At 63.2% G+C, this 26,592-nt stretch carries 28 protein-coding genes and 2 tRNA genes; 17 read left to right on the top strand and 13 right to left on the bottom strand.

The window, feature by feature from the left end; all coding sequences use genetic code 11:
- Positions 1-37: 37 nt before the first annotated feature.
- From WD767_06240 to WD767_06230, 3 genes are all read right to left on the bottom strand, one after another.
- On the bottom strand, positions 38-868 hold the full coding sequence (locus WD767_06240) for an undecaprenyl-diphosphate phosphatase (GenBank protein MEX2615675.1): 831 nt from the start codon (positions 866-868) through the stop codon (positions 38-40).
- A 17-nt stretch (positions 869-885) separates the two neighbouring features.
- The gene (gene corA, locus WD767_06235; GenBank protein ID MEX2615674.1) at positions 886-1,857 is read right to left on the bottom strand and encodes a magnesium/cobalt transporter CorA; all 972 of its coding nucleotides are present in this window, start codon (positions 1,855-1,857) and stop codon (positions 886-888) included.
- Positions 1,858-2,236: 379 nt separating this feature from the next.
- Positions 2,237-3,292 carry a Fic family protein gene (locus WD767_06230; protein MEX2615673.1) on the bottom strand — a complete coding sequence of 352 codons (1,056 nt, stop codon included), beginning with the start codon at positions 3,290-3,292 and terminating at the stop codon, positions 2,237-2,239.
- A 173-nt stretch (positions 3,293-3,465) separates the two neighbouring features.
- Between WD767_06230 and WD767_06225 the strand changes: the two genes are divergently transcribed.
- Positions 3,466-3,873 (top strand): hypothetical protein, encoded by a 408-nt coding sequence (locus tag WD767_06225; GenBank protein ID MEX2615672.1) that lies wholly within the window; start codon positions 3,466-3,468, stop codon positions 3,871-3,873.
- Between the two features lie 153 nt (positions 3,874-4,026).
- Here the strand turns inward: WD767_06225 and WD767_06220 are convergent, their stop codons facing one another.
- The 4 genes from WD767_06220 to WD767_06205 form a co-directional block, all read right to left on the bottom strand.
- Positions 4,027-4,320, bottom strand: coding sequence for a type II toxin-antitoxin system RelE/ParE family toxin (locus WD767_06220; protein MEX2615671.1), 294 nt, complete (start codon positions 4,318-4,320; stop codon positions 4,027-4,029).
- Positions 4,321-4,327: 7 nt separating this feature from the next.
- A complete protein-coding gene (locus WD767_06215; GenBank protein MEX2615670.1) occupies positions 4,328-4,570 on the bottom strand; it encodes a type II toxin-antitoxin system ParD family antitoxin in 243 nt (80 codons plus the stop codon).
- A 213-nt stretch (positions 4,571-4,783) separates the two neighbouring features.
- Positions 4,784-4,860 (bottom strand) — tRNA-Arg (locus WD767_06210).
- 84 nt (positions 4,861-4,944) lie between these two features.
- On the bottom strand, positions 4,945-5,985 hold the full coding sequence (locus tag WD767_06205; GenBank protein ID MEX2615669.1) for a lysophospholipase: 1,041 nt from the start codon (positions 5,983-5,985) through the stop codon (positions 4,945-4,947).
- Between the two features lie 107 nt (positions 5,986-6,092).
- Here WD767_06205 and WD767_06200 point away from each other — a divergent pair, with 107 nt between their 5' ends.
- The 11 genes from WD767_06200 (at position 6,093) to WD767_06150 (ending at position 17,481) form a co-directional block, all read left to right on the top strand.
- Positions 6,093-6,272: a zinc-finger domain-containing protein gene (locus WD767_06200; protein MEX2615668.1), complete on the top strand. Its 180-nt coding sequence runs from the start codon at positions 6,093-6,095 to the stop codon at positions 6,270-6,272.
- A gap of 61 nt (positions 6,273-6,333) precedes the next feature.
- Positions 6,334-9,135 carry a DNA polymerase I gene (gene polA / locus WD767_06195; protein MEX2615667.1) on the top strand — a complete coding sequence of 934 codons (2,802 nt, stop codon included), beginning with the start codon at positions 6,334-6,336 and terminating at the stop codon, positions 9,133-9,135.
- Positions 9,136-9,182: 47 nt separating this feature from the next.
- A complete protein-coding gene (locus WD767_06190) occupies positions 9,183-10,262 on the top strand; it encodes a malate/lactate/ureidoglycolate dehydrogenase (protein ID MEX2615666.1) in 1,080 nt (359 codons plus the stop codon).
- A gap of 25 nt (positions 10,263-10,287) precedes the next feature.
- Entirely contained in the window at positions 10,288-10,908 is a 621-nt protein-coding gene (locus tag WD767_06185; GenBank protein ID MEX2615665.1) for a glutathione S-transferase, read from the top strand.
- An 87-nt stretch (positions 10,909-10,995) separates the two neighbouring features.
- Positions 10,996-11,622: a WHG domain-containing protein gene (locus WD767_06180; protein ID MEX2615664.1), complete on the top strand. Its 627-nt coding sequence runs from the start codon at positions 10,996-10,998 to the stop codon at positions 11,620-11,622.
- Between the two features lies 1 nt (position 11,623).
- A complete protein-coding gene (locus WD767_06175; protein ID MEX2615663.1) occupies positions 11,624-15,055 on the top strand; it encodes an acyl-[ACP]--phospholipid O-acyltransferase in 3,432 nt (1,143 codons plus the stop codon).
- 84 nt (positions 15,056-15,139) lie between these two features.
- Positions 15,140-15,469: a ScnB-like protein gene (locus WD767_06170; GenBank protein ID MEX2615662.1), complete on the top strand. Its 330-nt coding sequence runs from the start codon at positions 15,140-15,142 to the stop codon at positions 15,467-15,469.
- Entirely contained in the window at positions 15,466-15,768 is a 303-nt protein-coding gene (locus tag WD767_06165) for an SH3-like domain-containing protein (protein ID MEX2615661.1), read from the top strand. The genes WD767_06170 and WD767_06165 overlap by 4 nt, the downstream gene beginning before the upstream one ends.
- A gap of 46 nt (positions 15,769-15,814) precedes the next feature.
- Positions 15,815-16,438, top strand: coding sequence for a nitrile hydratase subunit alpha (locus WD767_06160; GenBank protein MEX2615660.1), 624 nt, complete (start codon positions 15,815-15,817; stop codon positions 16,436-16,438).
- Complete coding sequence (locus WD767_06155) at positions 16,435-17,028, top strand: hypothetical protein (protein MEX2615659.1); 594 nt, start codon at positions 16,435-16,437, stop codon at positions 17,026-17,028. Before WD767_06160 ends, WD767_06155 begins: the two co-directional genes overlap by 4 nt.
- Before the next feature lie 21 nt (positions 17,029-17,049).
- Positions 17,050-17,481: a YqaA family protein gene (locus WD767_06150; protein ID MEX2615658.1), complete on the top strand. Its 432-nt coding sequence runs from the start codon at positions 17,050-17,052 to the stop codon at positions 17,479-17,481.
- Positions 17,482-17,487: 6 nt separating this feature from the next.
- Here WD767_06150 and WD767_06145 read toward each other — a convergent pair whose 3' ends face one another.
- From WD767_06145 to WD767_06125, 5 genes are all read right to left on the bottom strand, one after another.
- On the bottom strand, positions 17,488-19,083 hold the full coding sequence (locus tag WD767_06145; GenBank protein MEX2615657.1) for a phosphoenolpyruvate carboxykinase: 1,596 nt from the start codon (positions 19,081-19,083) through the stop codon (positions 17,488-17,490).
- Positions 19,084-19,266: 183 nt separating this feature from the next.
- Positions 19,267-20,013, bottom strand: a complete 747-nt coding sequence (locus tag WD767_06140) for a DUF2470 domain-containing protein (GenBank protein MEX2615656.1) — start codon at positions 20,011-20,013, stop codon at positions 19,267-19,269.
- A 5-nt stretch (positions 20,014-20,018) separates the two neighbouring features.
- On the bottom strand, positions 20,019-20,717 hold the full coding sequence (locus tag WD767_06135; protein ID MEX2615655.1) for a CbtA family protein: 699 nt from the start codon (positions 20,715-20,717) through the stop codon (positions 20,019-20,021).
- A 10-nt stretch (positions 20,718-20,727) separates the two neighbouring features.
- The gene (locus tag WD767_06130; GenBank protein ID MEX2615654.1) at positions 20,728-20,913 is read right to left on the bottom strand and encodes a CbtB domain-containing protein; all 186 of its coding nucleotides are present in this window, start codon (positions 20,911-20,913) and stop codon (positions 20,728-20,730) included.
- A 91-nt stretch (positions 20,914-21,004) separates the two neighbouring features.
- A complete protein-coding gene (locus WD767_06125) occupies positions 21,005-21,481 on the bottom strand; it encodes an Lrp/AsnC family transcriptional regulator (protein MEX2615653.1) in 477 nt (158 codons plus the stop codon).
- A gap of 171 nt (positions 21,482-21,652) precedes the next feature.
- Between WD767_06125 and WD767_06120 the strand changes: the two genes are divergently transcribed.
- Entirely contained in the window at positions 21,653-22,627 is a 975-nt protein-coding gene (locus WD767_06120; protein MEX2615652.1) for a mitochondrial fission ELM1 family protein, read from the top strand.
- A 109-nt stretch (positions 22,628-22,736) separates the two neighbouring features.
- Positions 22,737-23,630, top strand: a complete 894-nt coding sequence (locus WD767_06115; protein ID MEX2615651.1) for a LysR family transcriptional regulator — start codon at positions 22,737-22,739, stop codon at positions 23,628-23,630.
- A gap of 749 nt (positions 23,631-24,379) precedes the next feature.
- Here the strand turns inward: WD767_06115 and WD767_06110 are convergent.
- Positions 24,380-24,712 carry a rhodanese-like domain-containing protein gene (locus WD767_06110; GenBank protein MEX2615650.1) on the bottom strand — a complete coding sequence of 111 codons (333 nt, stop codon included), beginning with the start codon at positions 24,710-24,712 and terminating at the stop codon, positions 24,380-24,382.
- Positions 24,713-24,904: 192 nt separating this feature from the next.
- Here WD767_06110 and WD767_06105 point away from each other — a divergent pair.
- The 3 genes from WD767_06105 (at position 24,905) to WD767_06095 (ending at position 26,586) form a co-directional block, all read left to right on the top strand.
- Positions 24,905-24,981: transfer RNA gene (locus WD767_06105), tRNA-Ile, on the top strand.
- 108 nt (positions 24,982-25,089) lie between these two features.
- On the top strand, positions 25,090-25,881 hold the full coding sequence (locus tag WD767_06100; protein ID MEX2615649.1) for an SDR family oxidoreductase: 792 nt from the start codon (positions 25,090-25,092) through the stop codon (positions 25,879-25,881).
- Between the two features lie 15 nt (positions 25,882-25,896).
- Positions 25,897-26,586 carry an alpha/beta hydrolase gene (locus tag WD767_06095; protein MEX2615648.1) on the top strand — a complete coding sequence of 230 codons (690 nt, stop codon included), beginning with the start codon at positions 25,897-25,899 and terminating at the stop codon, positions 26,584-26,586.
- Positions 26,587-26,592 lie beyond the last annotated feature (6 nt).

Genomic DNA, 26,592 nt, shown 5'->3' with positions numbered 1-26,592 from the left:
TGACGCAATTATTGCGTCAGATAAAAGGCGATCTGCCCTAGCCGGATGGCAAGAACCCCAGAAGCAACATGCCCGCCAACAGCGCGGCCAACGCCAGCCGGTAGATGACGAAGGGCGTAAATGTCGCGCGCCGCAGCCAGCGCATCAGCAGGGTGACCGCCGCCAATGCGCTGGCAAAGGCGAGTGCTCCGGCAAACAGCGCGTTGGCCTGCATCGCCGCATCGTGCGAGCGGACCAATTCAACGGTTGCCAGCAAGCCCGCAGCAGCCGTTGTCGGAATCGATAGAAGCAGTGAGAAGCGCGCGGCCTCGGTGCGCGAGAGCCCGGCAAAGAGCCCGGCGGTCATGGTGATGCCCGAGCGGCTCACCCCCGGCACGAGGGCGAGAGCCTGCGCGAGCCCGATGACAGCCGCCTGCCCCCAGCCCAGCCCTGGTAGCCCGCCGGCATTGCTCTGTGCGCGCCGGTCCGCGGCCCACAGGAGCAGCCCGAAAGCGGCAGTGGTCAGCACGATAAGCGGTACGCTGCGCCACTGCGTGGCGATCTGGTCGTATAGCACGTAGCCGGCCGCCACCACGGGCAGCGTGGCCAGCACGAGCTGGCCGGCGAGACGGGCATCTTCTGATCCGCTGCGGAAGTTGAGCGTGCCCACTGCCAGACGGGCGACATCACGGCGGAAATACACAAGGACGGCGAGCAAGGTGCCGATATGCATCGCCACATCGATGGCAAGGCCCTGATCCGTCCATCCGGTCATGTAGGGGACGAGGATCAAATGCGCAGAGGAGCTGATCGGAAGGAATTCGGTCACCCCCTGAACCAGCGCGAGCACCGCCAGATGCCAGATCGGTACGTCGTCGACTGCCTGCAAGCCCGTCTCCCACACCGCTATAGCCAGCCGCGGCGCTTGAAGTACCAGTACGGCAGGATTGCCGATGCCACCATCAGCACGAGCGCGAACGGGTAACCCACCAGCCAGTTCAGCTCCGGCATGTGCTCGAAGTTCATGCCGTAGATCGAGGCGATCAGCGTGGGCGGCAGGAACACGACAGCGGCGACGGAGAATATCTTGATGATGGCATTCTGCTCGATATTGATCATGCCGAGGGTGGCGTCGAGCAGGAAGGTGATCTTCTGGGAGAGGAAGCTGGCGTGATCGGTCAGTGAGTGAGCATCGCGAGACAGGGTCTTCACGCGCGCGGTGAGGCTCTTTTCCGCCTTGCGCTGGGCGAGCACATGGCCAAGGAAGCCGATCAGCCGCTGGATCGTCACCAGGCTGTCGCGCATGTTGGAGGTAAGGTCGCCCTTCAGGCCGATCTTGCGCAGCACTTCCTGGAAGTCCTGGGTCTTGGTCGGCTTGGCGCTGCGGTGCTGGAAGACATCGCGCGAGATGCCGTCGATATCCCGGCCAAGCCGTTCCAGTACGTCGGCCAGTCGGTCCACGACCGTCTCCAGCAGCGTGACCATGACGAGACTGCCGGACGTTGCCCCCGTAGAAACCTTCGCCGCGCGCGCCGCGAAGGTCTGGAAGGCGCGGGGCTCGTGATAGCGTACTGTGATGAGCCGGTTCCCGACCAGGACGAAGGTAACAGGCTCGATGACCGGCTCATCGCTTTCCGATTGCGCCGGAATCGTCGCGGTCATGAAGGCTGCGTTTTCCTCGGTATAGAGCCGCGAGGATATCTCGATCTCTTTCATTTCCTCACGCGTCGGCACATCGATCCCGAGCTGTTTTTCCAATGCCCGTTCTTCTTCGTTGCTGGGGGAAATGAGATCGATCCAGACCGCATTCTCGATGTCATCCAATCCGTTGTCCTTCAGCACCAGCTTTCCGGAAGCTGCCGTATATTGACGAATCATGTTATTTCCAAGTAATAGAGAGTTTCCAACAATAAAAATCTAAATATACAGCGGGTTAATAACAACTCTTAACGACAGAGACAGAAAATATAATTTCCTTTTACTGTCCAAATTATTTTCCGAGTGCTGTACATACTGTTCAAGGCACCAACACTCTGCCAGGTTTTGCGTCGTCTCTGCAGCACGGCCCCATGAAATGCGGTTTGGGTGATCAGGCTGCGAGCATCGACGACGGCGCAGGAAAACCTACCCTGCACTTACTACGGCCTTCCATCAAGATAGTAGTGCTTACCCCAACGAGACTATTCCATCGGAGTAAGCTTGAATCAGCCCATCGCTGCGAGTGTCCGGGCTTGTCCCGCCGCAACGCCGCGCAGCCTCAAGGCGGCGAATACCATGTCGCGCGCGCCTTGCCGTGCTGGCGCACCCGGCCGGCCGTCACGAGCTCCCGCAGGCGCTTTTTGAGGGTGTTGCGGTTGGCCCCGGTGACTTCCGTCAACTGCGCGATATTCAGGCGTTCCTCGGCCCGCAGCGCCCGGAGCACCTGAATCGAGAGCGCGGGCAGGTCAGCGTCGCCATCTTGTGCGCTGCGTTCCTTGTCGAGGCGCACCGCCAGGCTGTCCTTCTGCTTTTTGAGGCAGCGCAGGAAAAAGCCGGTCCAGGGCTCCCAATCCGCCTTCTCGCCCTTGAGCGTCGATTGGGTACGCCGGAGCGCCCGGTAATACAGGTCCTTGTTTTCCTCGATCACACGCTCCAGCGAGGCATACGGCACGTAGACATAACCTGACCGCAGCAGCAGGAGCGTGGTGAGCACGCGTGAGAGCCGCCCGTTGCCGTCCTGAAACGGATGGATCGCCAGAAACGTGACGACGAAGATGGCGACGATGAGGAGCGGATGCATTGCTTCCTCATCCAGCGCCTTGCGTGTCCAGGCGACGAGCGCTTCCATTTCGCGCGGCGTGTCGAAGGGCGAGGTCGTCTCGAAGACGATGCCGATCTCGCGCCCGTCCGCATCGAAGGCGACGACGTTGTTGGGCAGCGTCTTGTAGGAGCCGCGATGGCGCTCGTCCTTGTCGCTGTGGCGCAGCAGGGTTTGGTGAAGCTGGCGGATATGGTTTTCGGTGAGGGCCATGTTTGCAAAAGACTCGAAGACGAGGTCCATCGCTTCGGCATATCCTGCCACTTCCTGCTCATCCCTTGTCTTGAAGGACTGGATGGCAATGTTGGAAAGCAGCGTCTCGACCTGGGCATCGCTCAGTTTCGCCCCCTCGATCCGCGTCGAGGAGCCTATGCTCTCGATGGTCGCCACCTTGCGCAGCGCATTGAGGCGATCCGGCGAGAGCGTCTTGAGGGCTTCCCAGCGGCCTTTGAACTCGTCGATTTCCGCGACGAGCTTCACAAGGTCCGGGCCGATACTGAGCTTGGGCTCCTTCATGATGAGGATGCCCTTATATCCGATTCCATACCCGATAATACCTGATTAGACCCGATTTTGCACCTCATTTCTGATGCGCCCGAACCGGCTCCCACAGCCGGTTACGGGTCCGGCGCAAAGCTATCGGGTCCTCTCGGGAGCCGACCGAGGGTCTGTTCACGGTCGCCCATGCGATGTTCAGGAAGCTGTGGGACGAACGTCTTCACTCCCGGAAAGCCGGAAGCCAGTCGCTGGAAATGGAGATCAGGAAAATCGAAAAGGACGTTGAAAAACTGCTCGACCGGATTGTGGATTTGGACAATCCTTCCGTGATCCATGCTTACGAAAAGCGCATCAGGGACATGGAATCCCGGAGGATCGAAACGCAGGAAAAAATCGCGCAATGCGGTCGTCCGGTCAGGGGCTTCGACGATTCACTTGGAACCGCCCTCGATTTCCTCGGAAACCCGCAGAAACTATGGGCTTCCGACCGTTTGGAGCACAAGAAAACAGTGCTCAAACTCGCCTTTGCCGACCGCCTCGCTTATGTCCGGAATGAGGGGGTTGGAACCGCCGATCTGGCCTTACTTTCAAGGTCTTAGCGGACTTCTCAACCTCTAAAAGCAAATTGGCGCGCCTGAGCGGAGAAAGTTCGAACTCTGTGTTCGAAACTTTCGAGCACTGGGCTTCCGTACTTGAGACGCTTCCTGAGCATAACGATCCGTCGCCGCGACCGGAATTATAAGATTTTTGCGTTACACAGGGTTGTCGTTCCAGTCTTCGCGGCCATGGCGGACACGGAGGATTAGAACGTCATCATCGTTGTCGATCAGGTAGATGATAATGTGCGACCGATAGGGATGAACCCTTACTGGCGGCGTAATTTCAAGACGCTCTCTTGCCGCTTTGGGGGTATCCGATAGAAACTCGAATGCGCGCTCCAAACCGGCGTAATATTTTTCGGCCTGCTCGACGCCGAATAACCGAATGCCTTCCAGGTATGCGTTGTGGATGTCGTTTTCGGCTTTGACGCTGAGCTTATAGGCCATGGTCTCCCTATGAAGCCTGCGCCGATGCGCGGGCCTGCTTTAAAATATCGGCAACGGATTTTTCGCTGAGACCGCTTTCCAGCGCTTCGTCCACAAGTGTTTGCATGTGGGCGATTTTGTCCTTGCGCTCCTGGTCATGACGAATGAGGTCACGCACGTAGTCGCTTGCATTGCCATAACGGCCGGACTGCGCCTGCGCTTCAACCCAGTCCTTCATGGCGTCAGGCAGGGATACGTTCATTGTAGCCATATCAAGTTCTCCATTCTTATCTTGATATTATGGCATAAATTGACAAAATTTGTCAATTACCATGTCTCGCTAAAACGGCTGGCTCCCGACAAGAGGCGCTGGGCGTTCGGGCTCGAACTCGAAAACGTGTGCTGTTTTAAATAGTTATGCGGTCGTTCACTATAAACGTAATTTCACGCTGAAAAATACAGTGTTAAATCAATGCGTTGCAGATGGCGCGCCAGAGAGGATTCGAACCTCTGACCTTCGCCTTCGGAGGGCGACACTCTATCCAGCTGAGCTACTGGCGCTTTACCGGGACCATGTATAGGACAGCTTGTCCGCGGACGCCATAGGGTTTTCGCGATCTGTCCCGCGGCGCCGGATTCGCGTGATTATCGCCGCGCGGCCCCGCCGGGGCGTTCGGCGATGGCCGTGCCGTCCTCGACCGGCGCTTCCGGCGCGGCAAGCGCCCAGTCGGTGATGTCGCGGAGCACGACCGCCGCGTTCAGGTCGCGCAGCAGCATGTGATAGCCGGTCGCGTATTCCGTATGCCGCCACAACCCGGTATCCGGCAGCACCGCCAGCAGGTCGCGCTGCGCCGCGTCGGGGATGAGGTCTTCCGTCTTGCCGTACAGGATCAGCGCCCGCGTATCCAGCGCGGGGGCGGCGGCCAGGGCCCGGTCCATCAGGTCGGTCAGCCCCCACAGCGCGTCGATCCGCGTCGCCTTGATCACCCGCGGGTCGCGGCCCAGCGCGCGCAGCATCTCGATATTGTCCGACGGCTTGATCTTCAGCCCCCGCCCCGACAGCGTCAGCCAGGGCGTCGTATGCGCGCCCAGCCACAGCGCCGCGCGCTGGTAGACCGGCATGTGGTTGCGCGACCAGACCGCCGGCGCGGACAGGACCACGCCGTCGGCCTCGGGCCGGCCGCCTCCGCCGTCGGCGTAGGCGGCCAGGATGACGGCGCCGCCCATGCTTTCGCCGAGCAGATAGAGCGGCGTTCCCGGATGGCGCCGGCGCAGCAGGCGGCTGGTGACGATCAGGTCGCCGGTCATCGCCTCGATGCCGCCCCACATCCCGCGATGCGGCGCATCGCCGAAGCCGCGCTGGTCATAGGCATAGACCGAAATCCCGGCCTCGTTCCAGGCGGCGGCGGGATTCTCGAAACTCTTCGAATAATCGTTGAAGCCGTGCAGCGCCAGGATGACGGCCCGGGGCGCGGAATCTTTGGCCGGCCAGTACCGCAGCGGCAACCGGATGCCGTCCGCCGTCTGGATATGGTCTTCGGCCAGGGTCGGGGCCTGCGGCGCGGCTCCCATGGGCGCGATCCGGGGCGCGCAGGCGCCGAGCGCCATCATGCAGATGCCGACGACCCACGAAGCGGCGCGGGTCTGGCGGCGTGCCTTGTGCAATGCGGATCGTACAGCGGACATGTGCGAATGGCTTTGATTGTTCCGTCACCTTGGGTATCATCGAAAAAGCGGCAAGGTCAATTGCGAAGGCCTTGTACGAAGTTGAGGAAACAGGGGGAATCGCCCAAATGGACGCGCCGGAAACCGTCGAGACCGAGACCGCGCATGTGAGTTGTGACGGGGGTGGCGGGGCTGCCGGCCATCCGAAGGTATATCTGGTCATTGGCGACGCGGGATTCGTCGAATGCCCCTATTGCGACAAGCGGTATGCGCTGAAGGCCGGCGCCAAGCGGTCGGTCGCGCACTGATGGCGCCAGGCGGCAACACTGCCCGGGCGGCGAATCGATGACCGGAACCGATGTCGCGCCAATGACCGAGGTCGCCTGTGCGCCGAAGACGGGGGCCGCCACCGCGCCGAAGCATGTCTTCCTGATCGACGGGTCCGGCTTTATCTTCCGCGCCTTCCACGCGCTGCCGCCGATGACCCGGCCCGACGGCACGCCGGTCAACGCGGTCTACGGCTTCACCAACATGCTGATGAAGCTGATGGAGGATACGGACGCGGACCATATCGCGGTGATCTTCGATGCCGCGCGAAAGACCTTCCGCAGCGATATCTACCCCGCCTACAAGGCGCAGCGGCCGCCGCCGCCGGAAGACCTTGTGCCGCAGTTCGACCTGATCAAGGCGCTGGTCGAGGCCTTCAATGTGCCCTCGGTGCAGATGGAGGGGTATGAGGCCGACGACCTGATCGCGACCTATGCCCGGCTGGCGCGCGAACGCGGCGCGGATGTCACCATCGTGTCGTCCGACAAGGACCTGATGCAGATCGTCACCGACAAGGTGACCATGCTGGATACGATGAAGAATGTCGAAATCGGGCCGGAGGGCGTGCTGGCAAGGTTCGGCGTCGGCCCGGACAAGGTGGTCGAGGTGCAGGCGCTGTCGGGGGATTCCGTGGACAACGTGCCCGGCGTGCCCGGCATCGGCATCAAGACGGCGGCGCAGCTGATTACGGAATATGGCGATCTCGATACGCTGCTGGCGCGGGCGGGGGAGATCAAGCAGAACAAGCGCCGGGAAAACCTGATCGAATTCGCCGGGCAGGCGCGGATCAGCCGCGAACTCGTGCAGCTGAAGAACGATGTGCCGGTTGACCGCGACCTGGACAGTTTCGCGCTGCAGGAGCTCGATGTGGACCGGGTGATCGCCTTCCTGCGCGAGCAGGGGTTCAAGTCGGTGATTGCCCGGATCGAAAGCCGGCACGGCGTGGGGCCGTCCGCGGCGGGTGCGCCGAAAGCCGAAGCCGCATACGAACTGGTGCAGGACGAAGCCGCCCTGTCGCGCTGGATCGCGGCGGCCGTCAGGGCCGGGCAGGTCGCCTTCGACACGGAAACCACCGGGCTGGACGCCATGCGCGCCGAACTCGTGGGGGTGTCGATGTCGGTCGCGCCGGGCAGCGCCTGTTACGTGCCGCTGGCGCATAAGTCGGCGAAGGAACAGGGCGCCTTCGACCTGGGCGATGGCGGCGGCGGCGCCGGCGAGGACGCGCCGCTCCAGATGCCGCGCGACCGGGCGCTCGAACTGCTCAGGCCGATGCTGGAGGACCCCTCGGTCCTCAAGATCGGGCACAATATCAAATACGACGCGCTGCTGCTGCTGCGCCACGGGATCGATATCGCGCCGGTCGACGACACGATGCTGCTGTCCTTCGTGCTGGACGGCGGGGTGCACGGGCATGGCATGGACGAACTGGCGGAACTGCATCTCGGCCATACCTGTATCCCCTTCAAGGATGTCGCCGGCAGCGGCCGCAACCAGATCACCTTCGACTATGTGCCGCTGAAGGCCGCGTGCAACTACGCCGCCGAGGACGCGGATATCACCCTGCAACTGCACCGGGTGCTGAAGCCGCGGCTGATCGAGGAGCGGATGACCACGCTGTACGAAACCATCGAGCGGCCGCTGTTGCCGGTGGTGGCCAAGATGGAGCGCGAGGGCGTGCTGGTCGATCCGGAAGCCCTGCGCGGACTGAGCCGCGATTTCGCGACCCGCATGGCGGCGCTGGAAACCGAAATCCACGAACTGGCCGGGGAAAAGTTCAACATCGGCTCGCCCAAGCAACTGGGCGAGATCCTGTTCGACAAGATGTCGCTGCCCGGCGGCAAGAAGACCAAGACCGGCGCCTACAGTACCGATTTCCGCGTGCTGGAGGACCTCGCCGCCGAAGGGCATGACCTGCCGGTCCGGATCGTCAGCTGGCGGCAGTTGTCGAAGCTGAAAAGCACCTATGCGGATTCGCTGGTCGAGCAGATCAACCCGGAAACCGGGCGGATCCATACCTCCTATGCGATGACCGGGGCGCAGACAGGCCGCATGTCCTCGACCGATCCGAACCTGCAGAACATTCCGATCCGGACCGAGGAAGGCCGCCGCATCCGCCAGACCTTCATCGCCGCGCCCGGGAAAAAGCTGTTGTCGCTGGACTACAGCCAGATCGAATTGCGGGTGCTGGCGCATATCGCGGGTATCGAGGCGCTGGTGCAGGCCTTCCGCGACGGGCTGGACATCCACGCGATGACGGCGAGCGAAATGTTCGGCGTGCCCATCGAGGGCATGGACCCGATTGTCCGCCGCAACGCCAAGGCGATCAATTTCGGCATCATCTACGGCATCAGCCCCTTCGGGCTGGCGCGGCAGTTGTCGATTCCGCAGGGCGAGGCGAAATCCTATATCGAGGCGTATTTCGAACGCTTCCCCGGAATAAAGGACTACATGGAGGCCGCGCGCGAGGAATGCCGCACCAACGGCTATGTGACGACCCTGTTCGGCCGCCGCATCCACCTGCCGATGATCAACGACAAGAACCCGATGCGCCGCAACTACGCCGAACGCCAGGCGATCAATGCGCCGGTGCAGGGCTCCGCCGCCGATATCATCAAGCGGGCGATGATCCGGGTGCCGGCGGCGCTGCGGGCGGCGAAGCTGGATGCGTTGATGCTGCTGCAGGTGCATGACGAACTGCTGTTCGAGGCGCCGGAAGGGCAGGTCGAGGAAACCGCGCGCGTCGTCGGCGCCGTGATGGAGAAGGCGACCGAGCCGGGCCTGACGCTCAAGGTGCCGCTGGTGGTCGATGCGGGCTCTGGCGACAACTGGGACGAAGCCCATTAACGGCGGTATCCCCGCCCGAATTCTGCTTCCTGAAAGAGAAAAAACGAATGACCGTCACGATCGACCATAACAAGCTGCGCACCATCATATCCGAAATCTGCGCCCATGCGGGCAGCACGGGGGACGAACCGAAACTCGTGGCCGACAATCTGGTGACGGCCAACCTGATGGGCCATGACAGCCACGGGGTCGGCATGCTGCACCGCTATGTCGCCTGCGCCAGGGAAGGCGAGGCGAAACTGAACGCCCATGCCAAGATCATCGTCGACAACGGCGCGATGATCGTCGTCGACGGGCAGGCCGGCCTTGGCCAGGTCATCGGCGGCGAGGCCATGGATTTCGGCATCGAGCGGGCGCGCCGGCATGGCTGCGCCATCGTCGCGACCCGGCGGTCCTTCCATCTGGGGCGCATCGGCGCCTGGGCGGAACGCTGTGCGGAACAGGGATTCGTGTCGATGCACCACACCAACGTGGTCGGGCACAAACCGCATGTCGCCCCCTATGGCGCGCGCGAGGCCCGCTATTCGACCAACCCCTATACCATCGGCCTGCCGGCGACGGACAGGAATCCGATGACGATCCTCGACATGGCGACCAGCGTGGTGGCGATGGGCAAGGTGCGGGTGGCGAAGAACAAGGGAGAGCAGGTTGCGCCCGGCACGCTGATCGACGCGGACGGCAACGAAACCACCGACCCGAACGTGATGTATACGCCGCCCTTCGGCGCGGCGATGCCGTTCGGCGGCCACAAGGGCGGCGGGCTGGCGCTGATGAACGAACTGCTGGCCGGGGTGCTGTGCGGCGGCCACACGATGCGGCCGGAAACCAATCAGCCGCGCGACGCGATCCTGAACAGCATGCTGAGCATCATCATCGACCCGGAGAAGCTGATCGATCATGAATTCTTCACCTCGGAAATCAACGCGACCCTGGAATATGTGAAGGCCGCGAAGCCGATCGACCCGGCGAAGCCGGTGCTCGTCCCCGGCGACCCGGAGCGCATCCGCAAGGCGGAGCGCGAAGCCAACGGCGTGCCGATCGACGACAATACCTGGGAGGAAATTCTGGCCTGCGGCGATTCCGTCGGGTTCGGCCGCAACCGGATCATCGATATCAGCGCGTCGTGATTTCCGGCGCGGGGGAGCGAACAGCATGCTGAAGATCATCGGCCGGATCACATCCGGCAATGTCATGAAGCCGCTCTGGGCGGCGGATGAAATCGGCCTCGAATACGAACAGGTCGACTGGGGCGGTTCCTTCGGCGGCAATGACGACCCGGAATACCGGGCGATGAACCCGATGGGGCTGGTGCCGACGCTGGTGGACGGGGATTTCACCCTGTTCGAATCGAACGCGATCACCCGGTATCTCTGCGCGAAACATTCCTTCGGGATGCTTTATCCGGAAAGCCTGGAAAACCGCGCTGTCGCGGAAGCCTGGATGGACTGGAAGCTGAACGCGGTCAATCCGTTCATGCGCGATGTGTTCTGGGGACTCGTGCGGACCAAGCCGGAAGACCGCGACATGGCGCAGATCGACAGGGCGATCCAGGAAGGCATCCGCATCTGGTCGATGCTGGACCGGCACCTTGAAGGGCGCGACTTCATTGCCGGGAAGGATTTCACCATGGGCGACATTCCGCTCGGTCCCCAGGCGCATCGCTGGATGATGCTGGTCAAGGACCGGCCCGCCATGCCGAATTTCGACGCCTGGTACCGGCGCCTGACCGAGCGCCCCGCCTACCGAAAACACTGCATGATACCGTTGTCGTAGCCGGGAATTTGATGCTACCCGCCACGGGGAGTTGCTTTCGTTCAATAAATGAACTATGTTCAATTTATTGAACGAAAGTGAGGCGGCATGGGACGCCGATCGGATCACAGCCGGGATGAAATCAGGCGGATGGCGCTGGCGGCGGCGCAGCGGCGGCTCGAAACGGGCGGGCTGGCGGCGCTGACGGCGCGCAGGGTGGCCGACGATATCGGCTATGCGGTCGGGACGCTGTACAACCTGTTCGACAATCTCGACATGCTGATCGTGCATGTGAACGGCGCCACGCTGGACATGCTGCACGACGCACTGGCGCCCACGGTCAGCGGCAGAAATCCGGACAGCGACCTGGCGGCGATGCTGGCGGCCTATCTGCGGTTCCTGGCGGAAAACGGAAATCTCTGGGGCGCTCTCTTCGAGCACCGCCGCACCGATGAAGCGCCGCTGCCGGACTGGTACCTGGCCAGGGTGGCGCGCGTACTGGCCGTGCTGGAAGCCGCCCTGCGCCCCCTGTTCCCCGCCGATGACGCGGCCGGCTGCTCGCAGGCGGCGCGGGTGCTGTGGGCCTCGTTGCACGGTATCTGTTCGCTCGGCGAATCCGGCAAGCTGCCGGTCATATCGGCGCAGTCCGTCGCCGACATGGCCAGTTCGCTGGTCGAAAACTATGTTGCCGGGTTGCGGATGCGGCAGGCGAAATTCCTTGCGGCAGGAGTATGACATGGCGAATCCCGAAGCGAGCCCCGATACAAATTCCGGTATCGCGGCTCTCCTGAAGACCCGGCGGTTCCTGCCGCTGTTCGTCACGCAGTTTCTGGGCGCGATGAACGACAATGTGTTCAAGAACGCCCTGGCCATCCTGTTGCTGTACCGGATCGCGGAACAGGCGGGGCTGAACGGGCAGATCCTGGTCACCGCCGCCGCCGGCATTTTCATCCTGCCGTTTTTCCTGTTCTCGGCCACGGCCGGGCAGGTTGCCGACAAGTTCGAAAAATCATCGGTGATCCGACGGATCAAGCTGGCGGAAATCGCGATCATGGGCATGGCGGTGGCCGCGCTGTACGCCGGCGATACCTGGTTCCTGCTCGGCGTGCTGTTCCTGATGGGCGCGCAGTCGGCGTTCTTCGGGCCGCTGAAATACGCGATCCTGCCGGATCATCTGGCGAAAAACGAACTGATCGCCGGCAACGCGCTGGTCGAGGCCGGCACCTTTCTCGCCATTCTTCTTGGTACTGTCGTCGGCGGGCTGCTGGTGCTGCAGGTTAACGGCATCGCCTATATCGCCGCGACCGTCCTGACGCTCGCGGTCGTCGGCTGGGGCGGCAGCCGCTATATCCCGGTCGCGGGGCCAGCCGACCCGGCGCTGCGGATCGCCACGAATTTCCTGTCGGAAACCTGGCGGATCGTCGTCCGCTCCGCCGAACAGCGCACGGTCTTCCTCTCGATCCTCGGCATTTCCTGGTTCTGGCTTGTCGGCGCGACCTTCCTCGCGCAGTTCCCCGCGCTGGCGCGCGATGTCCTGGGCGGCGACGCGACGGTGGTCACCCTGTTCCTGACGGTATTCTCCGTCGGTATCGGGCTCGGCTCGCTGCTGTGCAACCGTTTGCTGAAGGGGCGTATCGACGCGCGCTATGCGCCGCTCGGCGCGCTCGGCATCTCCGTCTTCATGCTGGACCTGTACGCCGCCGTCGCCGGGCTGACGCCGCCGGATACGCTGATGGACGCCGCCGCCTTCGTCGCGGATGCGGGCAACTGGCGGATCCTGGCCGACCTGCTGCTGGTATCGGTGTCCGGCGGGCTGTACATCGTACCGCTGTACGCGATGGTCCAGACCCGCAGCGACCATACCGAACGCTCCCGCATGGTCGCCGCGAACAATATCATGAACGCCCTGTTCATGGTCGGCGGATCGCTGATCGCGTCGGTCCTGCTGGCGGCGGGCGCGTCGGTGCCGGCCCTGTTCCTGATCGTCGCCTGCGCCAATTTCTTTGTCGTCGTCTATATTTGCGGGCTGCTGCCCGATGTGCTGCTGAAGGCATGCCTGGGCTGGATCCTGCGCCGCGTTTACCGGGTTGAAATCCGGGGCCGGGAGAATATCGACGCGCTCGGGCCCCGCGCGGTGATCGTCGCCAATCACGTATCGTTCCTGGATGGCGCCCTGCTTGCCGCCTTCCTGCCGGGCAAGCCGACATTCGCGATCAATACGCAGATGGCGCAGCGCTGGTGGCTGAAACCGTTCGTGTCGCTGTTCGATGCGCTGCCGATCGATCCCGCCAATCCACTGGCCATCAAGCAAATGGTGAAGGCGGTGGCCGAGGGCCGGCATTGCGTGATTTTCCCCGAAGGGCGAATTACCGTGACCGGTTCCCTGATGAAAGTGCATGAAGGCCCTGGCATGGTCGCCGACAAGGCGGATGCGGAAATCCTTCCGGTGCGCATCGACGGCGCGCAATACACGCCGTTCTCGCGCCTGCGCGGCAAGGTGCGGCTGCGCTGGTTCCCGAAGATCACCATGACGTTCCTGCCCCCGCGCCGGATCGAAATTCCCGAGGGGATAACCGGGCGCGACCGCCGGCAGCAGATCGGGTTGAAGCTGTATGACGAGCTGTCCGACCTGATCTTCGAAACCCGCCCGCAACACCAGACGCTGTTCGACGCGCTGGTCGATGCGCGCGGGATATATGGCGGCGGCGCGGCGATTGCCGAAGATGTCGCCCGCAAGCCGATGACCTACAACCGCCTGATCGCCGCCGCGCTGGCGCTGGGCCGCGGGATCGCCGCCGAAACGCGGCCGGGGGAACGGGTCGGCGTGTTCCTGCCGAATTCGCTGGGCGTCCTGGCGGCGTTCTTCGGCCTTCAGGCCTATGGGCGGGTGCCGGCCATGCTGAACTATTCATCCGGCACGGCGAACCTGCTGGCAACCTGCAAGGCCGCCCGGCTGCGTAGCATCGTCATCTCGCGGCGCTTCGTGGAAATCGGCAAGCTCCAGGATGCGGTTGCCGCGCTGGAAGAGGACCACCGGCTGATCTGGCTGGAGGATTTGCGCGGCCGGATCGGTCCCGCCGCCCGGATACGGGCGTTTATCGCGGGGCGCTTCGCCAGGTGGCGCGCGTCGCCCGCGTCGCCGCGGGACCCGGCGGCAATCCTGTTCACTTCCGGATCGGAGGGAACGCCCAAGGGGGTCGTGCTGTCGCACGCCAATATCCTGTCGAACTGCTACCAGCTTGCGGCGCGGGTCGATTTCAATGCTTCCGACCGCGTGCTGAACGCCCTGCCGGTCTTCCATTCCTTCGGCCTGACCGGCGGCACGATCCTGCCGGTGCTGTTCGGCATCCATACGTTCCTGTATCCGTCGCCCCTGCATTACCGGGTGGTCCCGGCGCTGGCCTACGATATGAACGCCACCATCACGTTTGGCACCGACACTTTCCTGTCCGGCTATGCCCGCGTCGCCCATGCCTATGATTTCTACAGCATCCGGCATGTCTTCGCCGGGGCGGAAAAGGTGCGATCCGAAACCCGCGACACCTGGGCGGACAAATTCGGGCTGCGTATCCTGGAAGGGTACGGCGCGACGGAGACCGCACCGGCGCTGGCCACCAACACGCCGATGCATTTCCGTGCCGGAACCGTCGGCCGGCTGCTGCCGGGGATCGCTTGCCGGCTGGAGCCGGTGCCCGGCATCGAAACCGGCGGGCGGCTGCTGGTATCCGGCCCCAACGTGATGCTGGGGTATCTCCGGGCGGAAAACCCGGGCGTGCTCGAACCCGTCCCCGACGGCTGGTACGACACGGGCGATATCGTCGAAATCGACGACGAGGGCTTCGTGAAAATCATCGGGCGGGCCAGGCGCTTCGCCAAGATTGCCGGTGAAATGGTGTCGCTCGGCGCGGCGGAGGAACTGGCCAGCGCGGTCTGGCCGGGTCATGCCCACGCTGCCGTGACCCTGCCGGACCCGCGCAGGGGCGAGCAGATCGTGCTGGTTACCGATTGCCCCGATGCGGACGCCGCGGCCCTGGCCGCTGCGGGGCGCGAGAAGGGCATCGCCGAGATCGCGGCGCCGCGGACGGTTGTCAGGGTCGATTCCGTACCGGTTCTGGGCTCCGGCAAGACGGATTATGCCGCGGTCCAAAAGCTCGCGGAAGCCGGTTAGCACCCGGGATTGCTACAGATTGCCGCGCGACGCCTTGCACGGCGAACGATCCCGATTAATACTATACGCTGGAGGATTTGCGACATGACGGACAGGCGGCGGCATCACGATATGGGCGGGGTTCCGGAGACGGACCCCATCTCGCAGGCGGGTCATAGTCTGGAGCCCTGGGAGAAACGGGTCGACGCGATCAAGACGTTGCTGTCGGACAGCCGACGCAAGCTGCTGACGACCGACGAGATGCGGCGCGGGATCGAGGATCTGGGCGCCGATGCCTATGAACGCTACAGTTATTACGAACGCTGGATCGCGTCGGTCACCAACAACATGCTGCAGAAGAAGGTGTTCACCGTGGACGAACTGGGCCGCAAGATGGCCGAGATCGAGGCGCGGCAGGACAACAAGCCGCTGTGAGCGCGCGCTATAGTCCCGGCGATGCTGTCCGGGTCCGCACCGCATACCCGCCGGGACATTGCCGTACGCCGTTCTACTGCCGGGGCAAGTCCGGCACGGTCGTGCGCTATTGCGGCGATTTCCGGAATCCCGAAGAACTTGCCTATGGCGCCTATGAGGGACCGCTGACGCCGATGTACCGGGTGCGCTTCGCGCAGACCGACCTGTGGCCGGATTATGACGGTCCGGCGCAGGACAAATGCGAAATCGAAATCTACGAACACTGGCTGGTGCCGGCGGAGGGATCGGATCATGCATGACGAACACGACCATCATCATGGCCATGAACATGGAGACGACCACGGCATGTACGCGGTCGATCCGCTGCACTACCACCCGCCGCAGCCGGACCTGGAAGATTCGAGGCTGACTCACCACCAGATCATGCAGATGGCGGTGGCCGAACTGCTGATCGAGAAAGGCATCATCACGGCGGCGGAACTGCGCGCCCAGATCGACTTCATGGATTCGATCACCCCGGCGCGGGGGGCAACCCTGGTGGCGCGGGCCTGGACCGACCCGGGTTTCAAGGCGCGGCTGGTCGCCGATTCGAAGGCGGCGGCGGCGGAAATCGGCATGGATATCGGCCCGATCCCGATTCTGGTGATGGAGAATACGCCGAAGGTCCATAATCTGATCGTCTGCACCCTGTGTTCCTGCTACCCGAAGATGCTGCTCGGTACGCCGCCGGACTGGTACAAGTCGCGCAGTTATCGCCGCCGCGCGATCAGCGAACCGCGCAAGGTGCTGTCCGAATTCGGCACGGCGCTGGGGGACGATGTCGAATTGCGGGTCCATGACAGTACCGCCGACATGCGCTACATGGTGCTGCCGATGCGGCCCGAGGGCACGGACGGGATGGATGAGGCGGCGCTCGCCGCGCTCGTCACGCGGGACTGCATGGTCGGGGTAGCCTTGCCGCGCGCATGATCATTCGCGTCCTTTCCCTGCTTGCGATCCTGCTGCTCGCCGGCGGCTGCTATGTGCCGGCGAAGTTCGAGGCCGACCTGAATATCGACGAGAGCGGCAAGTTCGCCTTTCGCTATACGGGCAATTTGCTGGCGGTGCCGCTGCTGCGCAAGCTGAGCTTTGGCGAGGTGACGCAGGAAAACCTGGCCGAAAACGCCGCGATTTACGAACGCGACCTCGCGCGCGATTCCGGCTTCAGGAAGATCGAGCATCTGGAAGGCGCGATTTACGGGGTCGAGTTCGATCGCCAGGGCGATATCCTGCGGGAAAAGACCTTCAGCTTCGTGCGGTCCAATGCGGTGTTCCTGGCCATGAAGCGGCGCCGGGACGGGCTGATAGAGGTCTTCGGCAGCCGTCCGCCGGAAAACCTTGTCGATGCGCTGATCGATTACGGCTTCGATGTGCGGGGCGTGTTCCGCATATGGACCAACGCGAAGGTCGTCTCCCACAATGCCCCGCAATCGCGGGAGGAAGGATCGCCCAGGGTCTACCAGTGGCGGATCCAGTCGATGCGCGATACGCCGCCCTCGCTGATCCTCGAACCGCAATAAGCCGCGCGCGGCGGCGGACCGATGACCGGCTACCTGGGCCTTTTCGCGACCGCATTGCTGGCCGCGACGCTTATTCCGGTTTCCTCCGAAGCGGTGCTGGCGGCGCTCAGCGTGGCGGATGGCGCGGAACTCGCGCTGCTGGTCGCCATCGCCAGCCTTGGCAATACGCTGGGCGCGGTCGTGAACTGGCTGCTGGGGCGTTATTGCCTGCACTGGCGGGACCGGCGCTGGTTTCCGGTATCGCCGGAAACGCTGACCCGCGCATCGGAACGGTTCCGCCGCTTCGGCCTGTGGTCGCTGCTGTTTGCGTGGCTGCCGGTTATCGGCGATCCGCTGACCTTCGCGGCCGGGCTATTGCGGGTAAATTTCTGGGTCTTCGTGATCCTGGCCGGAACCGGCAAGACGGCGCGCTATGCCGTCATAGCCGCGTTCGCGGACCGGATCTTCGGTTGAGGGGCGTTACGCCGCCTTGTAGATACCCGCCTTCTTGACGCCGTCATCGACATAGGATTCGAACTGCTTGAAGTTCGCTTCGAACCGACCCCGCAGGTCGCCGGCGGTCGAATCATAGGCCGACTTGTCCTGCCATGTGTTGCGCGGCTGCAGTACCTCGGCGGGAACGTCGGGGCAGGCGTCGGGGACCAGCATGCCGAAATTCGGATCCTTCGTTTCCGCCACCTGCGCCAGCCGTCCGTCCAGCGCCGCGCGGACCATGGCGCGGGTATGCGAGATTTTCATCCGCGAACCGGTGCCGTACGAGCCGCCGGACCAGCCGGTGTTGACCAGCCAGCAACGCGCGCCCGTCCTGGCGATGCGTTCGCCCAGCATCTTCGCATAGACCGATGGATGCCGCGGCATGAACGGCGCGCCGAAACAGGTGGAAAAGGTCGCCTGCGGTTCGGTAACGCCGCGTTCGGTGCCGGCAACGCGGGCGGTATATCCCGACAGGAAGTGGTACATCGCCTGATCGGCCGAAAGCCGGCTGATCGGGGGCAGCACGCCAAAGGCGTCGGCGGTCAGCATCACGACATTGGCCGGCTGGCCGCCCCGGCCGCTTTCCACGATGTTTTCGATGAAGTCGATCGGATAGGACGCGCGGGAATTTTCCGCGAGGCTGCCATCGTCGAAATCCGGTACGCGCGTGTGCGGGTCCAGCACGACATTTTCCAGCACCGTCCCGAAGCGTTTCGTGGTGGCGTAGATTTCCGGTTCCATTTCCTGCGACAGGTTGATGACCTTGGCGTAGCAGCCGCCCTCGAAATTGAAGACGCCGTTGTCGCACCAGCCATGCTCGTCATCGCCGATCAATGCGCGGGTGCCGTCGGCCGACAGGGTCGTCTTGCCGGTGCCGGACAGGCCGAAAAAGATGCTGGTCGCGCCGTCATCGCCCTGGTTGGCGGAACAGTGCATCGGCAGGACGCCGCGTTCCGGCAGGATATAGTTGAGATAGCTGAACACCGATTTCTTGATTTCGCCGGCATAGCGCGTGCCGCCGATCAGGACCATCTGACGTTCGAAATTCATCAGGATGAATGCTTCGGAATTCACGCCGTCGGCGGCGCCGGCCGCCTGCATCATCGGCGCATGCAGGATCGTCAGATCCGGCACGAAACCCTGGCGTTCACCCTCGGGAACCTCGATGAACATGTTGCGCGCGAACAGGCTGTGCCACGGGCTGTCCGTGATAACCCGGACCGACAGGCGATAGTCCCGGTCGGCGCCGGCATAGAGATCCTGAATGTACAGGTCGCGATTCTGGTAGTAGGCCAGCATCTTCGCTTCCATCGCATCGAAGCGTTCCGGCGATATCGGCTTGTTGACCGGCCCCCACCAGATGTTGTCGTGGCTGGCCGGAGAATCGACGATGAACTTGTCGTTGGCCGACCGGCCGGTGTATTTGCCGGTATTGACCGATAAGGCGCCGCCTTGCGAAACAGTACCGAGACCCAGACGGATCGTCGCTTCATAAAGAGCTTCCGCCCCCTGATTCCAATAGCGGTTCGCGCTATTGATGACCCCATGTTTGTCCAGCCCGTACTTGCTGATGTGTGGCACGTATGGTTCCTCCGAACGACCGCTGGTTAAAAGAATCCTTCCCCCGCATTCCGGCCGGAATGCGATTTTACCGACAATCGCCGATACCGGCATGCCGAAAGACCCCCAAATGCATTACACATTCGGGTAGCGGAAGATATCGGCCGAATACCGCGGAAATCAACCGTCTTGCGGCTGAATGTGTCAGATTCCCTGCGTGGCGGATTGCCGCGCCCGTTTCGCCAGCCCCGCCAGGGCAAGCCGGGCATCGTCGGCGCCGAAGACCGGGCTGTCGAACGCCAGGCGCGCTGAAATTTCTTTACACGCCAAATCAATGCCTTCCGGGTCGATGCCGGTCATGCGCCAGTCTTCCCCGTCGCAGCCCAGCAACTCCCTGGCATAGAGGGCAATTGCATCGGCATGATCGGTATTCATGTGCGCCACGATATCCGCTTCCCGCTGCGCCAGTGCGGCGGCCGGTCCCGTGTCGAAGAGCAGTTGATCCGCCGTAACCCAGTCGATTCGCCCGAATCCCGCGACCAGATGCGCGCGCTCGATTTCGATCGCATAAAAGGCGAAATCGTTGAAGCCCGCATATACGGCGGCGGCCGGATGCCGGGCGAGGTACCTGTCGCGCAGGATGTCGCTGTCGGTGACGACGGCGCGGCCCAGGACGGACACGCGCGGTCCGGTCAGCGGGTCGTCATACCCCGCGGTTCCGTCGACAAGCAGGGAAACACGCGGATCCGCCGCGATGTTCTTTGTGTGCTCGGCAAGGCCGGAGATCAGCAGGATGGGCGATCCGTCATGCGCCGCCGCGGTCAGGACCAGCGAGGCATAGGGCGCGCCGTCCGTATCGCGCATCCGGGTCGCCAGCGCGGCGCGGTGCGCGCCGCGAATCAGGCTGCGTGCGGTATCGCCCGGTGGCGGGTTCTGGGCGTTTTCCGGCAAGCGGATCAGGCCGTTTTGGCCAGGCGGTCATACAGGTATCCGCTGACCCCGCCGAGGACGACCCACAGCACGGCCGCGCCCAGAAGCGACGCCATGACGAACATCGCCGCCAGTTCCGGCGGCGTTCCGCCGCCCAGGGTTTCGGGATGCGGCGCGCCGATGACATGCGGCGCGAGGATCAGCAGCACGCCGGCGCCCTTTGCGATCCGGCCGCGCAGAAACGCCAGCATCGCGATGCCGCTCCCGGTCGCGATAACGGTTCCCGCGTACCAGGCCTGGCGATCGGACAGTTCGGCGGCATGCAGCCCCGGCAGTTCCGGCGGCAGGCCCAGCGCCGGGGCCAGCCAGAAGGCGCCGAACCCCGCCAGCCCCCACATGACGCCCCTGGTGACGCCGACGGGCTTGCCGTAGAGGGCAAATCCCGCGGTGAGCAGCAAACCGAACCCCGTCGCGGTCAGGATGTTGGCCAGCAGGGAAAACCCCATGCGTTCCAGCCCCTCATCCGGCGCCCAGGCTTCGGCGTCATGCCCATGGGGCGCGGCGTCATGGGCATGGCTGTGGCCCTCCACGGCAGGCGGCGCGGACGCTTCAAAGGTTTCCGCGTGCAGGATAAGCGGCGTGATGCGGGTCTGCTGAACGGCGGTGACGACGATACCGGCAACCAGCCCGGCCAGGATTGCAGCGAAGAGGACCCGCCGGATCATGGCGTCGCGCCTAATGGCAGGGGAAAGCAAATGTGTGGCGCGAATCGTGCGCCGCGTTGTGCAGAATATCCGAATGCGCGAATCCGACGCCGACCAGCAGGAAGGCGCCGAACAACGCGGCGACGGACGCCGCCGCAATTCGCGAAGACAGATCGGCGGTTGCGCCGCTATGGGTCGAAGGCATGGTCTGCTGCATGGTTTTTCCTGCCCGGAACATGAAAGAATTCGGTAACGAACCTAAAACAGGGTGGCCGGCGCGTCAATCGCCACGCAGCCGCGGGGGGCCTTCAGTCCGCTTCGATGGGAACGCCGGCTTCCTGCTTCGAGCGCCGGATCGCCAGCGCCGATTTGACCTGGCTGACATTGGGCGCGGCCGTCAGTTTTGCCGTCAGGAACCGGTTGTAGGAATCCCAGTCATGGGCGACGATTTTCAGCAGGAAATCGGTCTCCCCGGCTAGCATGTGGCATTCGCGGACTTCCGGCCAGCAGGCGACCAGCCTCTCGAAGGCGACCAGATCGGCCTCGGACTGGCGGGTCAGGCCGACCTGCGCGAAGACGATGACGCCGAACCCCAGCATTTCCGGGTCCAGATCGGCGTGATATCCGTGGATGTAGCCGGCTTCCTCCAGCGCGCGGACCCGGCGCAGGCAGGGCGGCGCGGAAATCCCTGCGCGTCGCGCCAGCTCCACATTGGTCATGCGTCCGTTTTCCTGAAGATCGCGCAGGATACGGCGATCGATTCGGTCCAGCTTGACCTGACTCATGGCTGATCCTGACGCGGCGGCTGATGGTGAACGGGCGGGTAATAATATTACAAAAAAGCGGATGCCACGCAATAGATCGCTGTCCGCTTGCCCGGATTCCGCCGGAGCGGCATATTGGCGTCGACTATCCGACCGCTCCCTCAACCGGCCCGGAAAGGCGCGCCGCACCCGATGTCCGAAAAATCCGCCTGGGTCCTGACCGAAGGCATGGCCGGCACGGTCACGCAGGCTGTCGGCCTGGCTGAGGCCGTCGGCCTTCCCTTTGCGGAAAAGACTGTCGCGCTGCAACCGCCCTGGCGCTGGCTGCCGCCACGGTTCTGGCCGCCCGGCGTGCTGGGCGTTGCGCGCGACGACGACACCCTGTCGCCGCCCTGGCCCGACCTGGTGATTTCCTGCGGCCGCAAGGCCATCGGCCCGGCGCGGGAGATCAAGCGGCGCAGCGGCGGCCGCAGCTTCACTGTCCATGTCCAGGACCCGCATGTGCCGCCGCAGGCCTTCGATGTGGTTGTCGTGGCGCGGCATGACCGGCTCTCCGGGCCCAATGTCATCGAAACGAAGGGCGCGCTGCACCGGGTCACGGCGGAACGGCTGCGCGATGCGGGTGCGGAATACGCCGCGGTGCTGGCCGGACGGCCGCGCCCGTTTACGGCCGTGCTGGTCGGCGGCCCGAACAGGGTCTACCGGGTGACGCCGGAGATCATTGGCGATTTCGCGGCGCGGCTCGCCGCGTTCGCCCGTGACACGGGCGGGACGCTGCTGGTGACGCCGTCGCGGCGGACGGGCGCGGCGAACGAGGCCGTATTGCGCGCGACGCTTCGGGATAGCGGCGCGGTGATCTGGGACGGCACCGGCGGCAATCCGTATTTCGGTTATCTGGCGCTGGCGGACCGGATCGTGGCAACCTGCGATTCCGTCAGTATGGTGTCGGAGGCCTGCGCGACCGGAAAGCCGGTGTATGTGTACGACCTGCCGGGCGGCAGCGCGAAATTCCGCCGCTTTCACGATTTGCTGAGGACAGAGGGGATTACCCGGCCGTTCACGGGCGCGGTGGCCGACTGGTCCTGTCAAACCTTCAACGAAACCGCCTGGGTCGGGCGGGAAATCCGTCGCCGCATGGGCCTTTCCAGCCCGGGTCCGCTGGACTGATCAGGGGGTGGGGCCAATTGTCCGGTTGCTGATGTTATTGATAATGTCCTTCAACCTCCAATATAACGGTTGAATTAACAAGAAAGATGCGGACGGGGGTCGAGGATCTATGAAGACGGACTGGGACAGGCTGCGCATCTTTCATGATGTCGCGGAGGCGGGCAGCTTTACGCACGCCGGAGCAACCCTGAATCTCAGCCAGTCCGCCGTCAGTCGGCAGATCAGTTCGCTTGAGGAAAGCCTCAACGTCATGCTGTTTCACCGGCATGCGCGGGGGCTGATACTGACCGAGCAGGGCGAAATGCTGTATTCGACGGTCAAGAACGTGTTCAACGAACTTATGCTTGTCGAAGCGGAGCTGAGCGAAACGCGCGAGCGGCCGTCGGGACCGCTGAAGGTGACGACGACGGTTTCGTTCGGGTCGACCTGGCTGACGCCCCGGATCAAGGAATTCATAGAACTGTACCCCGAAATCGATTTCAGCCTGATCCTGACCGATACGGAACTGGATGTTTCCATGCGCAAGGCGGATATCGGTATCCGCCTGACGCCGCCGCGACAGGCCGACCTGATCCAGCGCCAGTTGCTGACGCTGACCATGCATATCTACGGCTCGCCGGAATACCTGGATCTCCACGGGACGCCGAAAACGCCCGAAGACCTCAACGATCACAGGCTTATCGTATACGGGGACGACCTGCCGCCGCCGACGCCGACAACAAACTGGCTGCTTGACCTCGGCACGCTGGAAGGGGTCGCGCGGCGTCCCGCCCTGCGGGTGAACAATGTCTATGGAATTTACCGCGCGGTTCGTAGCGGACTTGGCCTGGCGGGGCTGCCGGACTACATGATTCCCGACGACGTGAACCTGGTAAAGGTGCTGCCGGATATCGACGGTCCGACGATCCAGGCTTATTTTGTCTATCCGGAGGAGCTGCGCCACTCCAAGCGGATCGGCATCTTCCGTGATTTTCTTCTAAAAAAAGTAGAAGAATCAAAGTAGTAGGCATTCGCTTGAGACACTGCGTTACAGGCATGCAACCGGTGCATGGCAGGATTGAGAAATCTCCGTTACCGGAATTCGCGCGGGGGCCATACCTTTAAATCACTTCGTTGCTGCACTGCAGCAACACATGCTTCGACTTTCAGGTGCAAGCCTGGGATTTAGAGTTGCAAGACTCTTCGTCTTCCAGACGTGAAGCCTCCCTGTTCAAACTGCCGGTAGGACTTTGTCCTACCGGCTTTTTTTCTTTGACACATGAGGCTTGATTGGAACGGCAACAGGTTCCATTCGAACATGTCCCGCCATTAGAGCAGATCGCCTTTTATCTGATATCTGACGCAATAATTGCGTCAGATAAAAGGCGTGAATCTGCCCTATCACTTTAAAAGCAGATTCACGTGTTAATCGGAATCACCCGGGTGATTCCGATTAATCACGATTTGCTAGGGCGAAATATAGGATTCGAAGTATCGTAAAAGCCGGAAACATTACCCGGAAATTTCAGGCATGCACTCACTGCATGGCAGATTTGATGAAATGACGTTGGCAGTATCCGCCTGAGCACCGTATCTAACAACTACTTCGTTACTGTATCGCAGTAACACATGCTTCGACTTCCGGGCGAATACCCGGGAGTTAGAGTTGTAAGACTCTTCGTCTTCCAGACGTGAAGCCTCCCTGTTCAAACTGCCGGTAGGACTTTGTCCTACCGGCTTTTTTTTACCGTGGTATCCATTTTTGTTGCGATGTCAGTACCGCGGCATGGAAGGGTCGATTTCCCTCGACCAGGCATCGACGCCGCCGCGCAGGCTGACCGCGTTGGTCAGGCCGTTCCGGCGCAGCCACGCCGTAACCTGCAGGCTCCTGGAACCGTGATGGCAGACGACGACGAGCCTGCCGTCATCCGGCAGGCTGGCCAGGTTCGCGGGAATGTCATGCATCGGAATATTCGTGCTGCCGTCGAAGGCGCAGACGGCGATTTCCGGCGGATTGCGCACATCCAGAATTGTCATGGCGGCGCCGTCGCGGCGCAGCGCGTCGAATGCCTGCACCGTGATTTCCATTTCCGCAGCGTCGGTCATCGTCCGCTCCTGTCCGCTAAAGTGTCCGTATCGGTCACGCAACAATGTGATCGGGAAGCGCCTGAAACACAATCGGGTTCCGCGCCTGGCGGCGATCTGCCGTCAATTTGCGCCCGGCGCCCGGGCATTGTGGACGAGGCTGCCGACATAAGATTGTCGGCGCGGGCCGCCGCTGGTATAGAAGCCCCCGTTGGGCCCGTAGTTCAGTTGGTTAGAACAGACCGCTCATAACGGTCGGGTCGTAGGTTCGAGTCCTACCGGGCCCACCAACTGCATGTTGTCCAGCCCGCAGCCGATGGTTTTTCCGGGGAGTTGGTGCCGCCCGCCTGGAGCGTTATAGTCCGGTTAAATTCGCATCATCTGGGGGGAGTGGGGTCATGGATCTGGGGCTGAAGAACAAATCTGTTGTCGTGACGGGCGGCAACCGGGGAATCGGGCGGGGCATCGCACTCGCCTTCGCCGGGGAAGGCGCCAATGTGTCCATCGTCGGGCGCGATACGCAGGCGCTTGCAACGGTAAAGGGCGAAATCGAGGCGCTGGGCGTGCAGGCCAATACGGTTGCCGCGGACCTGTTTACCGCGGAAGGCTGCAGCCGGGCGGTGGATGAAACGGGGGCGGCCTTCGGCGGGGTCGACATCCTGGTGAACAACGCCTCGACGACCGTTGGCGGCACGCTGGAGACCCTGACCGACGATCAACTGATGGAACGGCTGCAGGGCAAGACCCTGGCCTATATGCGCTGTTCGCGCGCGATGCTGCCCTGGCTGCGCAAGGCGGGCGGCGGCCGGATCATCTGTATCGGCGGCGCCGCGGCGCGGGCGGCGGGCAAGACCTCGCTGCCCAGCGGCCTTGGTAATTCCTCGATCACCGCCTTCGTGAAGCATTTCAGCAATGACGTGGCGGCGGAGAACATTACCGTCAACGTGATTCATCCGCCCTTCACCAAGACCGACCGCTATCCGGCGCGGCTGGAAGCGCGGGCCAGGCAACTCGGCGTCAGCCTGGCGGAAGCGGAAGCCACCTTCGTTGCGGATTTCCCGATTGGCCGGATCGTCGAGCCGGGCGACATCGCGCCGATGGTGCTGTTTCTCGCCTCGCCGCATGCCTCGGCGTTGACGGGGCAGGCCATCGCCGTCGACGGCGGGTCGACGCCCGGCATCTTCTACTGATCGGGAGTCCATATCATGACGACATTTCTGCTGATTCACGGCGCCTATCAGGGCGGCTGGATATGGAAACCGGTGGCGACGCGGCTGCGCGCGGCGGGGCATCTCGTGTTTGCGCCGTCGCTGGACGGCTGCGGCGAACGGGCGGACCAGATTCGCGCCGGCATCACGGTCGAATCGCAGGCCGAGGAGCTGGCGAAGTTCCTGTATTACGAGGACCTGGAGGATGTCGTGCTGGTCGGCACCTCCGCCGGCGGCATGGTCCTGGCCAAACTCGCCGAACTGGCGCGGGACCGGATCGGACGGCTGGTCTTCGCCGATGCGCTGGCGCTGTTCGACGGCGAGAAGATCCGCGATATCGTGACCCGCCAGGCGTCGATCAATACGGATATCTCGCTCGGCCCCTCCCGGGAGGATGCGGCCGGCCGGCTGCTCAAGTCGCTCGACCCGGAAATCGGCAACTGGGCGCTGGACCGGGTTACGCTGCACCCGGCCCTGGTCTTCACGCAGCCGGTCAAGCTGCCGAAATTCTGGGACCAGGAATGGGACGCGGATGTCATCTGGTGCCCGCAGGCGGAGAACCCGGGCGAGGCGCATCAGCGCCGTGCGGCGGACCGGCTGAAGGCGCGCTGGCATGTCATCGACACCGGCCATTATCCGATGCTCAGCACGCCGGACGAACTGACGCGTATCATCATTGGCAAGTAGGACCGG

The sequence above is a fragment of the Alphaproteobacteria bacterium genome, assembly GCA_040905865.1.
Taxonomy (GTDB): domain Bacteria; phylum Pseudomonadota; class Alphaproteobacteria; order UBA8366.
Note: the sequence above shows the minus strand (reverse complement) of the source record. Positions and strands in the feature narration are given on the sequence as shown.

Coding starts and splice junctions, on each gene's coding strand:
- corA (MEX2615674.1), bottom strand. CDS start 1,857: ATGATTCGTCAATATACGGCAGCTTCCGGAAAGCTGGTGCTGAAGGAC.
- WD767_06230 (MEX2615673.1), bottom strand. CDS start 3,292: ATGAAGGAGCCCAAGCTCAGTATCGGCCCGGACCTTGTGAAGCTCGTC.
- WD767_06225 (MEX2615672.1), top strand. CDS start 3,466: ATGTTCAGGAAGCTGTGGGACGAACGTCTTCACTCCCGGAAAGCCGGA.
- WD767_06220 (MEX2615671.1), bottom strand. CDS start 4,320: ATGGCCTATAAGCTCAGCGTCAAAGCCGAAAACGACATCCACAACGCA.
- WD767_06215 (MEX2615670.1), bottom strand. CDS start 4,570: ATGGCTACAATGAACGTATCCCTGCCTGACGCCATGAAGGACTGGGTT.
- WD767_06205 (MEX2615669.1), bottom strand. CDS start 5,985: ATGTCCGCTGTACGATCCGCATTGCACAAGGCACGCCGCCAGACCCGC.
- WD767_06200 (MEX2615668.1), top strand. CDS start 6,093: ATGGACGCGCCGGAAACCGTCGAGACCGAGACCGCGCATGTGAGTTGT.
- polA (MEX2615667.1), top strand. CDS start 6,334: ATGACCGAGGTCGCCTGTGCGCCGAAGACGGGGGCCGCCACCGCGCCG.
- WD767_06190 (MEX2615666.1), top strand. CDS start 9,183: ATGACCGTCACGATCGACCATAACAAGCTGCGCACCATCATATCCGAA.
- WD767_06185 (MEX2615665.1), top strand. CDS start 10,288: ATGCTGAAGATCATCGGCCGGATCACATCCGGCAATGTCATGAAGCCG.
- WD767_06180 (MEX2615664.1), top strand. CDS start 10,996: ATGGGACGCCGATCGGATCACAGCCGGGATGAAATCAGGCGGATGGCG.
- WD767_06175 (MEX2615663.1), top strand. CDS start 11,624: ATGGCGAATCCCGAAGCGAGCCCCGATACAAATTCCGGTATCGCGGCT.
- WD767_06170 (MEX2615662.1), top strand. CDS start 15,140: ATGACGGACAGGCGGCGGCATCACGATATGGGCGGGGTTCCGGAGACG.
- WD767_06160 (MEX2615660.1), top strand. CDS start 15,815: ATGTACGCGGTCGATCCGCTGCACTACCACCCGCCGCAGCCGGACCTG.
- WD767_06155 (MEX2615659.1), top strand. CDS start 16,435: ATGATCATTCGCGTCCTTTCCCTGCTTGCGATCCTGCTGCTCGCCGGC.
- WD767_06150 (MEX2615658.1), top strand. CDS start 17,050: ATGACCGGCTACCTGGGCCTTTTCGCGACCGCATTGCTGGCCGCGACG.
- WD767_06135 (MEX2615655.1), bottom strand. CDS start 20,717: ATGATCCGGCGGGTCCTCTTCGCTGCAATCCTGGCCGGGCTGGTTGCC.
- WD767_06130 (MEX2615654.1), bottom strand. CDS start 20,913: ATGCAGCAGACCATGCCTTCGACCCATAGCGGCGCAACCGCCGATCTG.
- WD767_06125 (MEX2615653.1), bottom strand. CDS start 21,481: ATGAGTCAGGTCAAGCTGGACCGAATCGATCGCCGTATCCTGCGCGAT.
- WD767_06120 (MEX2615652.1), top strand. CDS start 21,653: ATGTCCGAAAAATCCGCCTGGGTCCTGACCGAAGGCATGGCCGGCACG.
- WD767_06115 (MEX2615651.1), top strand. CDS start 22,737: ATGAAGACGGACTGGGACAGGCTGCGCATCTTTCATGATGTCGCGGAG.
- WD767_06110 (MEX2615650.1), bottom strand. CDS start 24,712: ATGACCGACGCTGCGGAAATGGAAATCACGGTGCAGGCATTCGACGCG.
- WD767_06100 (MEX2615649.1), top strand. CDS start 25,090: ATGGATCTGGGGCTGAAGAACAAATCTGTTGTCGTGACGGGCGGCAAC.
- WD767_06095 (MEX2615648.1), top strand. CDS start 25,897: ATGACGACATTTCTGCTGATTCACGGCGCCTATCAGGGCGGCTGGATA.